We start from the raw sequence: 16407 nt of genomic DNA, 5'->3' as shown, positions 1-16407 counted from the left end.
CAGTTGCAGCAACTATTTTTGCAAGCCACAGGCAACTTTACAGGAGCCAATTTCACCTACAGCGCCACAGACAACAGTGGCGCCTCCAGTCCCGCTACCGCTACTGTCGCGGCCATACTTCCAACTGGCAACCAACCGCCATTAGCCAACAATTCCAACTCCCGCCTCGGCCCCAACAGCAGCCAGTTAGTCACAGGATTGGGAGGAAGCGACGCCGACGGGTCGATCGTCTCTTACACGATCGACACCCTACCTCCTGCAGACCAAGCCGTGCTGTTTTTAGGAGATCCAGCCAACGGCGGCGTTGCGGTGACACCAGGCCAAGTCCTGACTCCACCACAGTTGCAGCAACTGTTTTTCTTCACGACGGGCAACTTTACAGGAACCAATTTCACCTACAGGGCGACAGACAACAGCGGTGCTATCAGTCCAGTCGCTACCGCTAGTGTGGCTGGACTGATACGGCCCACACCAACACCAACTGACAACCAACCCCCATTAGCCAACAATGCCAACTCCCGCGTCGGGCCCAACAGCAGCCGGTTAGTCACGGGATTGGGAGGAAGCGACCCCGACGGGTCGATCGTCTCTTACACGATTAACACCCTGCCATCACCAGACCAAGCAGTCCTGTTTTTAGGAGATCCAGCTTTGGGCGGCGGTGTACCAGTGACACAAGGTCAAGTCCTGACTCCTCAACAGTTGCAGCAACTATTTTTCTTCACCACGGGCAACTTTACAGGAGCCAATTTCACCTACAGCGCGAAAGACAACACCGGCGCTATCAGTCCAGTCGCTACCGCGACTGTGGCTGGACTGATAGGGCCCACACCAACTCCAACTCCAGCACCAACTCCAACAACTCCAACAACTTCAACTGACAACCTACCGCCAGTTGCCAACAATGCCAACTCCAGCCTCGGGCCCAACAGCAGCCGATTAGTCACGGGATTGGGAGGCAGCGACCCCGACGGGTCGATCGTCTCTTACACCATCAACACCCTGCCCCCAGTAGACCAAGCCGTCCTGTATTTAGGAGATCCCGCCAACGGCGGTGTACCAGTGACACCAGGCCAAGTCCTGACTCCAGCACAGTTGCAGCAACTGTTTTTCTTCACGACAGGCAACTTTACAGGAACCAATTTCACCTACACCGCTACCGACAACAGCGGCGCTATCAGTCCAGTCGCTACCGCTAGTGTGGCTGGACTGATAGGGCCCACACCAACTCCAAGCACAACTGACAACCAACCGCCAGTTGCCAACAATGCCAACTCCCGCGTCGGGCCCAACAGCAGCCAGTTAGTCACAGGATTGGGAGGAAGCGACCCCGACGGGTCGATCGTCTCTTACACCATCAACAGCTTGCCCTCACCAGACCAAGCCGTTCTGTTTTTAGGAGATCCCGCTTTGGGCGGTGGCGTACCAGTGACACCCGGCCAAGTCCTGACTCCTGCACAGTTACAGCAACTATTTTTGCAAGCCACAGGCAACTTTACAGGAGCCAATTTCACCTACAGCGCCACAGACAACAGCGGCGCCACCAGTCCCGCTACCGCTACTGTCGCGGCCATACTTCCAACTGACAACCAACCGCCATTAGCCAACAATGCCAACTCCAGCCTCGCCCCCAATAGCAGCCAGTTAGTCACAGGATTGGGAGGAAGCGACCCCGACGGGTCGATCGTCTCTTACACCATCAACACCCTGCCTCCAGCAGATCAAGCCGTCCTGTATTTAGGAGATCCGGCCAACGGTGGTGTACCAGTCACAGCAGGTCAAGTCCTCACTCCCGCACAGTTGCAGCAACTATTTTTCTTCACAACTGGCAACTTTACAGGAACCAATTTCACCTACAGCGCCACAGACAACAGCGGTGCCACCAGTCCCGCTGTCGCTACTGTCGTGGCTATCTTGCGGTCGGGGGCGTCTACTCCCACACCAACGCCGGCATCGCCCATAGTCTCAAATCCGATCGGGGAAACAGATACCGACTGTTTGTGTGGGCCCATTATGGAAAAACCGGGAATTAACTTTGCGCCCCCGCAGCAACCACCTGCAGTTGGATTTGTCCGGCCTATTTCACAATTTTCCGAGGGACAAACCACCAAAGGAACCGACGGCGATGGCTTCATCGCAGACACCAAAGGCAACCAAAAAATCGTCGGTTTTGGAGGCAACGACCTGCTTTTAGGTGAAGACGGCGCGGACGAAATTTACGGCAACGAAGACAATGACAGGGTTTTTGGTGGCATTGACACCGATATTGTTGACGGAGGCGAGGGCAACGATAGTGTTTACGGAGGCAAACAGAATGACTGGGTTGCCGGCGACTTAGACTCTGACACTCTGTTTGGAGATCTAGGTGCCGATACGATTTTGGGAGACAACGGGCAGAACAACTCCCAGAGTCCTGACGAGGCTCGCGATTTGCTCTTTGGAGGCAACGGTGCAGACCTGATTAATGGCAACGAGGGCGACGATATCATCCATACCGGCAAAGGTGGCGATATTGCCCTTGGAGGTAAAGAAAATGACCTAATTTGGGGCGAACTCGCGAACGATACCTTGTTTGGTGGCATCGGCTCCGACAGCTTGTTTGGGGGCATCCCCGACCAAAGGGCCACCGACTCCGAGGGACGCGACTTGCTGTACGGAGGCTTCGGTAACGACTTCCTCAACGGCCAACAAGACAACGATACGCTGGTTGCAGGCAAAGATAACGATCCCGCTTACGGAGGCAAAGGCAATGACCTGCTCTACGGTCAATTAGGCTCCGATACCCTCTACGGCGGCGAAGGAGCCGATACTCTGCTCGGCGACAGTGGCAGTTCCCAGTCCATCGGGGATCTCGGCGAACAAGACTTAATCTTTAGCGACAGCGGCAACGACATCATCGGCGGCGGCCACGGTAATGATACCGTGCAAGCAGGTAAAGGCAATGATTGTGTTTGGGGTGGCAAAGATAATGACCTGACTTGGGGCGAACTCGGCTCTGATACCCTTGTCGGCGACAGCGGCGACGATACCATGTACGGCGGTGCTCGAAGTCGAGTTCAAGATGTTGGTGGCCAAGACTTGCTTTTTGGTGGCATCGGTGCTGATGTGCTGTTCGGCGATGAGGGTGACGATACCATCAGTGGCGGTGAAGATAACGACTTGATTTACGCCGGCAAAGCTAACGACCTCATACACGGAGATCTGGGTGACGACTTGATTTACGGCGGTTACGGTAGCGATGAACTCTGCGGTGGCGAGGGCAACGATACCATTTATGGCGATCGTGCTGATAACCGGGCTGTCTCGGTGGGCGCAAACGACCAGCAAGACTGCATCAACGGCGGTGACGGCGATGACTTGCTCTACGGCAATGAAGGCCAAGATACTATCAACGGAGATGCTGGCAGCGATACTCTGATTGGTGGTAAAGATAACGACCTTCTCAATGGGGGCGCTGGAGATGACTGGCTTTTTGGCGACTTGGGCGAGGATACTTTAATTGGAGGTATTGGGTTCGATCGATATGTGTTGAGTGCTGATGGCGGCATTGATACTGTGATTAACTTCGAGGTAGCCGTCGATAAGTTTGTTTTGAGCGGCGGCCTGAGTTTCCAGCAGTTACAATTTAGCGCCACTCCCAACGGTACGTTGCTGCAAGTAGCAGGAACCGATCGGGTTTTAGCAAATCTGGTTGGGGTTAACGGGGCGATCGGCTCCTCGGATTTCCTACCAAATCTCTCTGAGCTCTAGAATTGGCGGCGAAAGTCTCCTGTTCTGGCGAACAAAACGCCACAGCAGATCCGAACTTCTGTGGCGTTCCTCACAATACTCAATCCGGGTTAAAAACTTTGTAGCACTCTGCCCTTGACATCGTTCTTACCGGAAGAACGAGACGAAAGCCCCTAGCTTCAGATATGGGGATGAAGTCGGGCGCGGTTTCAACCGCCTTGAAATTAATTTCCCAATCTTCCTGATTGCTTATTGCTTAGTATACTATGGTATAGTAAATTAAGAACACAAAGGAGGGGAAATGAAAGGGCGGTATCAATACAGATTCTATCCGACAATTGAACAAAAAATTAGCTTAGCTAAATTGTTTGGCTGTGTGCGGGTAGTCTGGAATGATGCTCTAAGACTTTGCAAACAGTCAGACAGAAAACCTAGTTCTGCCGAATTGCAAAAATTAGTTTTAACTTTAGCTAAAAAGACACCAGAAAGAGAATGGTTGGGAGAAGTTTCAGCTATTCCTTTACAACAATCTGTCTCAGATTTAGAGGCGGCGTTTAGCAATTTCTTCAAGTCCTGCACAGGAAAAAGAAAAGGAAAAAAAGTCGGCTATCCTAAGTTCAAGAAAAAGACAAACAGCCAATCGGCCAGGTTAACGCGCAACGGTTTTGTATTGAGAGGTAATGAGGTTTATCTGGCAAAAATAGGGGACGTATTTCCCGTTTGGTCTAGAAAATTACCATCCAATCCTAGCTCTGTTACGATAATCAAGGACTGTACAAACCGATATTCTCTAAGCTTTGTTGTAGAAGTTTCCCCCATCCAGACCGAGGCTAAAAACCAAAGCATCGGTGTAGATTTGGGCATAAAAACCTTCGCTGCAATGAGTGATGGTACAACCGCACAAAGTCCAAGCTACAAAGTGCTAGATCGTAAAATTCGCAGACTACAGCGCCAGCTATCCCGTCAAGTCCAGACCTCAAAACCTCGGGATAAAACTAGGCTTAAAATTGCCAAGCTACACAACCAGATTGCTGATAGTCGAAAGGATTTTCTGCACAAACTATCTACTAAGTTGGTGAGTGAAAACCAAACCATTATCCTAGAAGATTTGAACGTAGCAGGTCTGGTTAAAAATCGGAGATTGTCAAGGGCAATAAGTCAGCAAGGATGGGGAGAATTTAGGACGCTTTGTGAGGGCAAGTCTGAGAAATACGGCAGAGAATTTAAAGTAATTTCTCGCTGGGAGCCGACCTCTCAAACTTGCTCAGAGTGCGGGTTTAGATGGGGAAAACTAGACCTCTCTGTGCGCTCAATCCAGTGCTTAAACTGCGGAGCTAAACACGATCGAGATTTGAACGCCGCTAAAAATATAGAAAAAGTCGGGATGGGGTATCGCCACGACTCTAAACGAGCACAGAGTTTGAGTAAAACTACTTCGGTAGTATCGGACAATGAAGTGCTAAGCCTAAACTTGGGAGACTATTTATTTTAGTCCGGGTTTAGAATCCCCTCGCCTTGATAGCTGGGGAGTATGTCAAAGTTGCCTTTTGTTCCTCTCTCAAATGCTAAAAAATAAAGGTGTATTCAAGCCTGATTTGGTATAATATTAAATCTGTTAGCATCGGGATTATTCATAAATCTCTTATTATCGGCGTGAATCTGCGTCAATCCCTTGTCATCTGCGGTTCGAGATTTTTTTTAAAAAAACCGCAGATGTGGGCAGATAAACACAGATTAACGCAGATTAATTCGATTAATTCCTGTTGCAGCGTCCGTGATTATTGACGGGATTTTACGCCCGACGAGGCTACCGCATTTGATATAATATCATGTCCGGTCGATTACGCCTAATACGGTAGGGGCGGGTTCACGAAAAATATCTGCCAATAATTGACAATCTCAAAAACCCGCCCTTTTAATCGCTCGATCGTAAGGATTCAGGTAAAAATAGTTCCGCAGAGAGCCGAACAATATGGTAATGTAGTCAGATGAGCGAAAAGTCAGAGTTATCAGCAGCACTAAAATTAGAAATGGTTGACCAGTTGAGCCACCAGGAGCTGGTCAAAATTGTGCTCACCCAACAGAAGCTGATTGAAAAATTACAACAAAAGCTCGAAAAGCTCCAAGAGAGACAGCCCAGTAATAGTAAAACATCATCAAAACCACCATCGAGCGATCTGATACAGAAATCAGAGACAGCCGCTTTTGACAACTCAAAAGAGTCAGAGTCAGAGTCACAGTCCCAACCAAAACGCAAAGCAGGAGGACAGCCGGGACATATCGGCAAAACCCGAAAAGGGTTTGGGCGAGTAGATAGATATCAAATCAGCACTCCTGAATCTTGTGAGCATTGTGGTAGTAGAGAATTAAGTGATCCGATTGGTTATAGCAAGCAGCAGGTAGCGTGTAAAGCCAGCCTTACCAATTGAAGTGGTAGAATATCAACGAGTCAAATGTCAATGCAATGAATGCGGAGCAATGGTGATGGGTGCACCAGCATCCGGGATAGTTCCTTGACTTGACTTAAGTATTGACCTACAAGCATTATTAAGCTGGTTGGGTAATTATGGACACCTATCCTATGAAAAACAACAAGAGTTCCTGCGCGAACTAGGTGGAATCGACCTAGGGATAGGTCCAGGACAAGCGACAAATGCGCGGGTAGCTGATGCTGTCAAACCCGCCGTTGAAGCTTTATGGAAATGGGTACCATTACAAGGCAACGTCCATGTGGATGAAACACCCCCGGTGTGTGAAGGGAGTCAAAGAATGGTTGACCGACAGCCACAGGTCAAGATTTTTGCCTGTTTCATGCCGCAGACACTCGCAGTAGAGCCGAATTAGAGACAATGCTGGGGCATGAATTTGCGCTCTGTGTTGAGTTCCGATGATTTTAGCGTATATAACGGTGTGATTGTGGGAGCGCAACAAAAATGTTTAGCCCATCTACGGCGACATTTTAAGAAAGTTCTGCAAATGGGCCACGGTAACAACACTGTCGTCGCTTCTGCATTTTTGGAATTAATTGATGAGGCATTTCGACAACATCGCCTAGGGCGGGAACACCCCCAAGAGATTGATTATCAGACTTGGGCGAGGGACTTTAAGACGAGATTGGCAGAATTGTTAAATACTTGGCAAGGTCATGTTGGTCATGCTGCTGGACTGTTACTGCGCTCGTTACGTGAGAAAGCAGATCAATGGTGGTACTTTTTAGACCATCCCGACATTCCTCCTGATAATAATTTAGCAGAACGTTCTCTGAGATTAGCTGTGACTAAACGTAAGGTATCTGGGGGTTCCCGGTCAATGTCTCGGTTTGAACAAACCGCTGATTTGTTATCTGTGATTCAGACTTGTCGGTTTCAGGGTAAAAGCGCAATGGCTTTTTTCCGTGATGCTATATCTGCCCATTCTTGTGACTTTTTGATGCCTTCTCTTATTCCCCAATCAAAGACCTGAATCCTTACGCTCGATCAAACTAATTTTAGTGGGTTGTGCGATCGGGCTTAAGAGCAAACTAAAATTCATCAATAATTCCCCATTCCCATTCCATTGATTCACAATAGAAGGAAAGAAGAGCTATTTTTTCCTTTTTCTTGGCGAAGCCCCAATTCCCCACGATCAATTCAAATACTTAGCTTAGGAGAGCGAAATCTGTTTGCGTAAAAACAGGCGGCGCGGCTGGCCGAACAGCCAACCAGTCCAATTCCAATCCACCTGTTGCAAGCGATAGCCGGCTTGATAGTACAACTGTCGCGCTGGGTGATTATTTTCCAGAACGTGGAGGTAAATCTCAGAAAATCCCCATTCTTTGGCTGTCTCCTCGCAGTTGCTGAGCAATTGTTGAGCAACCCCCTGCCGCCGGTACTCCGGGTGAACGGCTAAATTCGACAAATAAGGATAGTCAGAATTAGGGATTTGCCAAGGAAAGCGAGAACGTAGAGCCATTTCTACTGTTCCTGTTATGCGCTGAGCTCGGTGCGATCGATAATTCTGCGTTCCCTCCTCGCGCGAGACTAGCTCAGCAACCAGACAAATGTAATGTTCTGCCTTAGAACGCAGTCGATTTTTTAAATCTTCGTAAATGCCCAAACGCAACACTGGATACACCCATTCTACAAACCCCTCGCGGGAGTGAAAGCTCATGGCTAAAATATCAGCTAGCTGCGTTAAGTCGTTGGGCGCAGCCACCCGGATCGAAAAACCAGAAAGTCCAGGAGTTTGTTGTTGGTGAGATGGTGAGGAAAAAAATGAAGGATTCACAATGCCAGGCCACTATATGATTTTTTTTACGCGGGTTTCTAAGCTACCCTCTTAGAATAATCACTGATGTTATACTGATCTTATAACGTAACTTATAGGCATAGTTTATTAGCCAGATTAAATTACATATTTTTGTGTTGACTTTAAGTAGTATTTGAGGTAAATGGAAAATTTTTAGCATTTAATATTCTAGTTATGAAAAAATAGAACTCATCCCCTAATAGTAGATTTGTGGATAAGCTATTTGCCCTTTAAATTGAAGCTTGATCCCTGGCTTTCGGCCGGCATCACAAGAGTTTAAGTAAACAGTAGCTTACAAATTAAATGCGCGACAGCTTAGCGGGCAAGGTATTAAAAACAATTACAAAGGTTTTAACGTCAGGTTCCCGGAATCCTACCGCTCTCTGCTTAGGGAAATACCCGATCGAATATAATTTATCCGTCAAGCGGTAGTTGAAAAACTCAACGACTGACCATACTAACACCGGGCTCGATCGCGCGTCGGATGTTCCCCGCCGCCCCCCGGCTTGGCACCCCAGCTTTCAGCAGTTCTGGGCTATCCATCGCCCGTCCCCGATCGAACCGATCTTGCCTGTTGAGCTACTGGGTACTTTTCCAACGTCCAATTTAAATTTGGATGCCTGGAAACAGTCTCCAGGGGTTGGCCCCGTCGGTTCGATACTCTGCTGCGCGCGAGTGAGACCGACACTTTTTTGCTAACAAATGCTAACAAATATATAAGTTAAGAGAATCTCTCAACAAAGGCGTGTCAACCAATGCCCGCAGCAAAATCCCGCGAGCACCATTTAGATCCCGATCCATCTTCAACCCAGTAGCTGCGGACGTAATAGTCCTAGCGCCACCTAGATTTTTGACAATTTCGCCAGTCCACGACACAGTTTTCGACGTGTAAGCTTCGTTGCAATCAATCACAAGTTTAGACTTTTCCCAAGCTTTCCATTTAAGAAAAGTTTTGAACTCGTAATGGCTTAGGCTTAGCATTTGTCGCACCGTTTTGTTTCTCAACTTACGGCGCGACTTAGACACCATTTGAGAACTTTCAAAAGTTGGCAGCACAATCACATCAAAATTATAGACTAAAAACTTAGCTATTTTGTGATGTAACTCTTTGACCAAATTCTTGATTTTGCAACGAAGCCTGCTGGCTGCTTTCTTAAATCTTCTTTTTTGCCGACTAGGAGATTTAGGGATTTTTGACACCAATTTGTCCAACCGAAAACACAATTTCTGGATGTGCAAATTAGAATCTTTTCCTAACCAGCCGTAAGAATCTTCAGAGAAAAATGTCATGAACGTGCGGACACCGGGATCTAAGGCAACCAGCCGACCTTGTTTATCGGTCTTGACTTGTGGCACTTCTTCAGAGACAACTATGTAATACTCACCATAAGCGAGAGTCAACCTACCATCACTGAAATTTGCAGGCAAGGATTCTGTCAATTGACACTTGCCTAGAATCGAATGATAGACGCCGCATTCTTTTATGGCTGACTTCGGCACATAGATAGATTGCTTGGTGTCTTTTCTACTGCGAAATTTGCATTTACGGATTTGCCCGTCTTTCTTGAAACCCTGCTTAGCTGCTTTGACAGTTGAGCAAGCGTCTTTGATGGCAATCGATTTGATTTGGAAAGGTACAGGCTTTGCCCATTCTGGCAAACTGTTGAGTATTCCAGTTTTGATTGTCATCCAGCTAGCTTTTGTGCCTGGTTCTTGCAGGTATTTGATAGTCGTGTTGTAAACAAAACGACTCACCCCAAACCACTGTTTGAGCAGCACTTTCTGTTCAGGATTTAGGAATAGCCGGATCTTCCTTGATTTTCTTGCTGTAACTCCTGAGTCCGTGCATTCTGCAACTGAAGACGTGAAGGATGGCAAGAAGATCGCTTGTGAGTTCGGTTTCTGGGCAGTAAACAGTTCGGTCGAGAACCAAGATTTGTCCACCGTTTTGCCCGGCCATAAACTCGAATAGTTCAAATCCGAACCTGCACAATCTGTCACGACAGGCAACAACAACCGTGAGCTGTTCGCCGCGCATAAATCTGACCAGTAGGGCTTGCAGTCCTTTCCGTTTAAAATTAAGCCCCGACCCGATATCTTGGATGATTTCGGCGTTGGGGTATTGCTGTCGCAGGTCGTCAACTTGTCGAGCGAGGTCGTCTCGCTGCTTGGGAGAACTGACGCGACAGTAGCAAATAAAGGTAGTTCTAGTTGCACCACGCTGGTAGGACTCGACATCGTAGAGTCGTTGCCCTGCTTCGTTTTTGATGCTTTTGATTTTCCCTTCATCTGCATATTTTCTTAGGGTGTGTGGATGCAAGCCCAGAAATTCAACCGCTTTTCTGAGTGGGACGTATGCCATGTAGCCAATAGTAGCATACGTTAGTAAAAGTAAGCAAATTAGTTACTGGGGGCTAACCTTCAAAACCTCGATCGAGCTGATTCACCCGGCCCAAAAACCGATACCAGCCACCGACACTCGTCGGGGACAGATCAAAATTTTAGACCCTAGTTCAAGCTCCCCGATTCATCTGTGGAGTAAATCTAAAATCTAAAATCTAAAATCTAAAATCGACCGATCGGTTTCCACAGAGTACATCCCTAGCTAAGATTAACAGATGGATGCTCGATCTTGCGGTGTTTCGCCGCAGTAATTGGCTTGGGCGTTGGTCTGCAGGAGGCACAAAAAATGCCGAGATCGGGAAAAAAGTGCAAGTCTAACTAAAATGGTACAGCAATTGCGTCACTCCCACAGACACCTCTGTGGTCTGTGGGCCACCCCCGAATATCAGTCAGGGGCTCGGCGCCGGATGGTGGTCGCTATCCTTGGCTGACTGTTAAAGTTGCTGTTACTTGTGGGAAAAAAACACAGGGGAAGATGTTGGTTGTCTATTGTATCTTGCTGCGGGCAGCTTTCACATACCAAATAAAATATTCCCAGGAGCCAGGAGCAAACATAAATTTGGCCAATCAACTCACAATCAGGACGGTTATTCCTATGTATTCGGAGATATCGAGACGGCAGTTAAAATGGGAGCATCTCATATTTGTAAAAACACTTCTTCTGGCTCCTTCCTTCTTCCTCTTCCCTCCTGCCTCCTCCCTCAAAACTCCTGCCTCAAAACTCCAATTTCTAGCTGGGCTGCTTTCATTGAGATGCTCCCGTTAAAAGGGCCAGATGTGTGTTTGCTCTCCTGCTGCATAAAGGTAAGGGGTGAAAAAAACTTATCGGGAGACGAGTTTATATGAATATCATTAAATAATAAAATTGGGGTGCACGACAGATAACTGTGGCTCAGAAGAATTCCGAATTGAAAACCCAGACATCAAAAATCAAGGTTGATGCTTGCCTCGGCCTACTCACAACAACTTCATATCCACGAATGATTGTGATACCATTTTCCCAAAATAATGGCACTCTAGGCAAAATACCAATCCTTATGTCATCAGTCATTCGCAATCGAAAATCGAAAATCGAAAATCGAAAATGGTATGACTTCAGCAATTTAAATCGGCGAATTCTTCCTTTTATCAGACTTATTAAATCGCACAGCCCCGGGGCACAGGAGAACGGTGCATGAATTCCCAAGAAAATCCTAAGCTAAAAATTCTGATCGTCGATGACGAACCGGATAACCTCGACTTGCTTTACCGCACCTTTCATCGAGACTACAAAGTGCTCAGAGCCGAATCTGGCCCCGCTGCTCTCGAAATTTTGGCAAAAGAGGGAGAAGTAGCAGTGATTATCTCCGACCAGCGAATGCCAAAAATGAGCGGTACGGAGTTTCTCAGCTTGACGGCGGCTCAGTACCCCGACGTGATCCGAATTATTTTAACTGGCTATACGGATGTTGAAGATTTAGTTGAAGCTATTAACGCTGGCAAAGTATTCAAATACGTTACCAAGCCTTGGGATGCTCAAGAGCTGATAAATCTTGTCAGTCAAGCTGTTGAGACTCACAATCTTCTGAAAACGCGCACCAATGAACTGCGCCGTGCTTTGAGCCAAGAATCGCTGCTTTATGCCGTTACCAATACTATCCGATCGGCTCCCAATTACCAGCAAATGCTGCAAAGAATTGTGGAAAGTGTCGGGCAGATGTTTGAGGTGAGTTGCTGTCTGCTGCGGCCGTTCCAAGACGGCCGGGTGGCCGATGAGTGGTTCGTTTACCAGAAGGCAGAAACTAAAGGGTTGGGGGGCGATGAGGAAGTCACGCCCCCAGATGCTTCTGCGGCCGAACTCTCCCCGGATTTGCTGCCGGATTTGGTTTGGGAAACTCTGGATGTGGAGGTGATTCAAGATGCCCAAACTGACGATCGAGTTTTAAACTGGGATAATCAACAGCGAAAGCAGGCTTACGAAGCTGCGAATATTCGATCGAGCTTGATCGTACCGCTGTTTTACAAAATGGAACTGATGGCAGTCTTGGCGCTGCACCAGTTCGAGCGACGGCGCCAGTGGCAAGACCACGAGGTACAGTTGGTAATTACGGTTGCAGACCAAGCGGCTTTGGCGCTTTCTCAAGCCCGGGCTTACGAACAGGTGCGGGCGCTGGCCAAGCGCGAGGCCTTAGTCAATACTATTACTACGGCAATTCGATCGAGTCTCGATCCCCAAAATATTTTTGCAGCCATTACTCAACAACTCGGCCAAGCTTTGCAAGTTGACGGCTGCGCCCTATCTCTGTGGACAGAAGATGATGAATACGTCCAATGCGTGGGGCTATACGACACAGAGAGGGATACCGTGGCTGTAGAACAGGGTTTTATTGATAATCCAGAGCTAGTTGCGAACCCTCTGGGCTACGAGACGGATTCTGGTGATGCTGCTGCTAACACTCGCGCCTGGGTTTTTGCCCATCCTTCTTTGCCACAGTCTTTGGTGCCGATTCGGGGCAATCCGCTGTTGTTGCAAGTTATGGTATCAAAAGAGCCGGTGGCGATCGAAGATCTCGACGAACACCCTGAGTTAAATGTTACAGAACTGCAAGTGCGATCGCCAGCCCGCGCCCTGTTAGTCGTTCCCTTACTCTCAGAAGGCAAAATCATCGGCAGCATTTCCCTGCGCCAAAATCACAGCATCCGCCGCTGGAACATCTCAGACATTGACCTGGCTCAAATAGTCGCAACTCAAGCTGCTCTGGCCGTGCAGCAGTCGCGCCTCTACCAGACTACCAGACAGCAGGCAGAACGGCTTCTGGAAGCCGATCGGCTCAAAACCGAATTTTTCCAAAATATCTCCCACGAGTTCCGCACGCCTCTAACTTTAACTATCGGCCCTCTAGAATCAGCTTGCAGGCGCAAAGAAGACTTGCCCTACGAACAAGCCGTAATCGCTTTGCGTAATTCCCGCCGCCTTCTACGCTTGGTAAATCAACTGCTGGACTTGCAGCGGCTCGATGCCGGACGGATGCAGCCGAGTTTCCGCCCCTGCGATTTGGTCGGTTTCTGTTACTCTACCGCAGAGTCGTTCCGCGCCTACTGCGAGAAAAAAGGACTGCACTTAATTACCCAACTGCAAGAATGTCCTTTACTTTATTTGGACTTGGAAAGATTTGACAAAGTTATTTACAACCTGCTATCAAATGCTGTTAAATTCACCCCAGAAGGCGGAACTATCACCCTGAAAGTTGAATCAGCGGGCGCTCACTGCTTGTTGCAAGTAAAAGACACGGGTATCGGCATTCGCACCGAACAAATTCCCTATTTATTCGAGCGCTTTCACCAAGCCGAAGGTTCAGCTAGCCGTTCCTACGAAGGCAGCGGTTTAGGTTTGGCACTTGTCAAAGAATTAGTCGAACTCCACGGCGGTCAAATTTCAGTTGAATCAGTTTACGGCGAAGGTACTACTTTTACCGTTTGGCTGCACTTTGGTTCGACTCACTTGCCCCCGGAACAGGTACTAGAAATACCTGCGGAGTTTCACTCATCGAAAGCTGCGGTGGAACTGGCCGATGTGGAAGCGGATTTGTCGGAAAATGAGGCCGAAAATCATAACTTTGAGCCGATCCAACCTGTCAGATCAGAAACAGCAGTGGGAACGGTTTTGGTAGTTGACGACAATCCCGATTTGCGATTTTATGTGTCGGCAATTCTGCGAGATGCCGGCTTTGCAGTTTTGCTCGCCCGCAACGGAGAAGAAGGATTTGCCGTGGCTAAAAAACGTCGCCCTAATTTAATTATAACGGATTTGATGATGCCTTTGATTTCGGGCTTGGATTTGATTCGGATGATTCGAGAGGATGAGGAATTGCAGGGAACTCCGGCAATTTTGCTGACTGCTAAAGCCGACGAAGATACTCGAATTGAAGGAGTAGAACGGGGTGCGGATGCTTATTTGTCCAAGCCTTTTAACGATCGAGAATTGTTGGCAGAAGTGCGGAATTTGATCGCCCTCAAACAAAACGAGCGCCGAGTGCAGCAGTTGAACAGTTATTTAACTGAGTCGGTGCTGCGCCGATTTTTGCCGCCGGCGATGGTGAAGGCTGCCGCGGCTGGAGATTTGGCCTTGGATTTGCGCCCGGAACCGCGATTGATTACTATTTTGTTTAGCGATATTGTCGGTTTTACTCAAATGGCAAATACGCTGCGATCGCGCCGGGTAGCTGAGCTGTTGAATGAATATTTGGCGGCAATGACTAAGGCTATTTTTGACAGCGGCGGTACGGTGGACAAGTTTGTTGGAGATGCGGTAATGGCTTTCTTTGGCGCGCCGGAGGAACTAACGCCTAATGAGCAAGTACGCCGCGCTGTGGCTGCTGCGCGGCAAATGCTGCGAGCTCTGAAGGAGCTTAACAAAGGCTGGCTGGAGCAGGGAATTGTTGGGGAAAATGGCGTGCCTCCGGTGCGGTTTCGCTGCGGAATTCACCAGGGTACTGCGGTGGTGGGGATGTTTGGCGGCCCCGATCGATCGGATTATACTGCGATCGGGCCGAGCGTGAATATTGCCGCCCGCTTGCAAGAGGTGACGGAACCAAACACGGTGCTAATTTCAGCGGCGGTTGCAGATTATGTTGAGGAAAATCGCATTGTTAAATATAAGCCTTTGAAACTAAAGGGAATTGATGAAACGGTATTGACTTTTTTACTAAATTGTGATTAGTCATTAGTTGTTTGTTAAGTATTATATGTTGATATCCCACACACAATCTCGGAAACAACCTCTTCGTAAATACAGCCGATTTCAACTGAGTGAAGTACCTTCACCCCACCCGCCCCAAGGCTGTTTCATATCGATTCCGGTTGCACCGGAATCGATATCAATTGTTTAATCTTTAATCTAAAATTTACAATCGACTCACCAAAGTTCAAGATTCCAAATGGCGGCTGGGGAGTCAACTCTAAAATCTAAAATCTAAAATCTAAAATCTAAAATTGACTGACTTTCCTTAATCAATTGTTTAATCTTTAACCTAAAATTTACAATCAACTCACCAAAGTTCAAGATTCCAAATGGCGGTTGTGGAGTCAACTCTAAAATCTAAAATCTAAAATCTAAAATCTAAAATTGACTGACATTCCTTGCGTCCATCTATCAAAAGAGTGACATTTTTTAACCGTTCGTTGGCGGATAACCTCTCTCTAGAGAACGGTTCAGCCGATCGCTCTGATCGAGTAGAAATAGAATGTCATATCTGATTGTGTATTGTATGAAACTGAATTCTTTTACGAAACGGCTTTCGACTGTCGGGCGCTGGATGGCTACAACTGTGCTTTGCGTGTCAGCGATGGCCTTCGTTTGGTCTGGTGCGTTCTTCTCCAACACCGCAGCAATGGCATCTCCTAGTGTAAACTTGATCGCAGCAGCAGATGCGGGCGATGCGGTTCAAGAAAAAGCCAGCAAAGATGCTGGACGAGCCAAGAACTTCATCCGAGATACAGAAGAGAAGGTTAAGGAAACTGCCAAGACAAATGCTTCTAAAGTCGATCGATCATCGGAGGATGGTAGTGTAGTAGAGCGCAAAGCTAAGAAAGATGCGGCCACAATTGAGAAAAGAGCATCGGAAGATTCAGCTCGGACTCAGAAAGCAGTAGATAATACCAAGAATGCTGTCGAGAGCGCTGTTGACAGCATCAAGGGTGTTTTTAGCAAGTAGACAATAAATAAGTAGGTAAGTGCAAAAAAACAATAATATCTTGCAGGGGCTTGTAGGGGCGGCTTTAGGGCTTATCTACAGTAAGGACGAGTCATCGTTGCAGAACCCGCCCTCTCCCCAAGTAATGTTTATTTGTACTTACTTACGTCAACTACCCAGCATCAAGCGGAGTACCGCTATGACGTGGGCTTGCATCTGAGCTCCACCGCAATTGGGAGAATCTTTGCAGAATCTCAGCTTTAGTTTCACGGCCCGACACATTAGGGGATGCTGACAAGCTCCCCGTACTCGTCCA

Annotated in this window: 6 protein-coding genes and 2 pseudogenes; 5 read left to right on the top strand and 3 right to left on the bottom strand. The window is 47.8% G+C overall.

Annotation, left to right across the window (positions count from 1 at the left end):
• From QUB12_RS33900 to tnpC, 3 genes and pseudogenes are all read left to right on the top strand, one after another.
• A pseudogene (locus QUB12_RS33900) lies at nt 1–3750 on the top strand (DUF4347 domain-containing protein); the annotation flags it as partial.
• Nucleotides 3751–4030: 280 nt separating this feature from the next.
• On the top strand, nt 4031–5221 hold the full coding sequence (locus tag QUB12_RS33895) for a transposase (RefSeq protein ID WP_333310560.1): 1191 nt from the start codon (nt 4031–4033) through the stop codon (nt 5219–5221).
• A gap of 496 nt (nt 5222–5717) precedes the next feature.
• Nucleotides 5718–7191, top strand: a pseudogene (gene tnpC, locus QUB12_RS37710) (IS66 family transposase).
• 180 nt (nt 7192–7371) lie between these two features.
• On the opposite strand, the gene QUB12_RS33880 reads toward tnpC, so the two are convergent.
• The 3 genes from QUB12_RS33880 to QUB12_RS33870 form a co-directional block, all read right to left on the bottom strand.
• Nucleotides 7372–7995: a GNAT family N-acetyltransferase gene (locus QUB12_RS33880; protein ID WP_333145675.1), complete on the bottom strand. Its 624-nt coding sequence runs from the start codon at nt 7993–7995 to the stop codon at nt 7372–7374.
• 726 nt (nt 7996–8721) lie between these two features.
• Nucleotides 8722–9795, bottom strand: a complete 1074-nt coding sequence (locus tag QUB12_RS33875; protein WP_333145676.1) for a transposase — start codon at nt 9793–9795, stop codon at nt 8722–8724.
• Nucleotides 9796–9802: 7 nt separating this feature from the next.
• Complete coding sequence (locus QUB12_RS33870) at nt 9803–10378, bottom strand: IS607 family transposase (protein WP_333145679.1); 576 nt, start codon at nt 10376–10378, stop codon at nt 9803–9805.
• 1215 nt (nt 10379–11593) lie between these two features.
• Here QUB12_RS33870 and QUB12_RS33865 point away from each other — a divergent pair.
• Together QUB12_RS33865 and QUB12_RS33860 are read left to right on the top strand one after the other, a co-directional pair.
• Nucleotides 11594–15118 carry a response regulator gene (locus QUB12_RS33865; protein WP_333310558.1) on the top strand — a complete coding sequence of 1175 codons (3525 nt, stop codon included), beginning with the start codon at nt 11594–11596 and terminating at the stop codon, nt 15116–15118.
• A gap of 547 nt (nt 15119–15665) precedes the next feature.
• The gene (locus QUB12_RS33860; RefSeq protein ID WP_333310556.1) at nt 15666–16112 is read left to right on the top strand and encodes a hypothetical protein; all 447 of its coding nucleotides are present in this window, start codon (nt 15666–15668) and stop codon (nt 16110–16112) included.
• Nucleotides 16113–16407: the final 295 nt, after the last annotated feature.

Origin of the sequence: Microcoleus sp. B7-D4 (genome assembly GCF_036705125.1) — a bacterium.
Lineage (GTDB): Bacteria > Cyanobacteriota > Cyanobacteriia > Cyanobacteriales > Microcoleaceae > Microcoleus.
The sequence above is the reverse complement of the archived record's forward strand: the minus strand, read 5'-3'. Positions and strand labels throughout refer to the sequence as shown.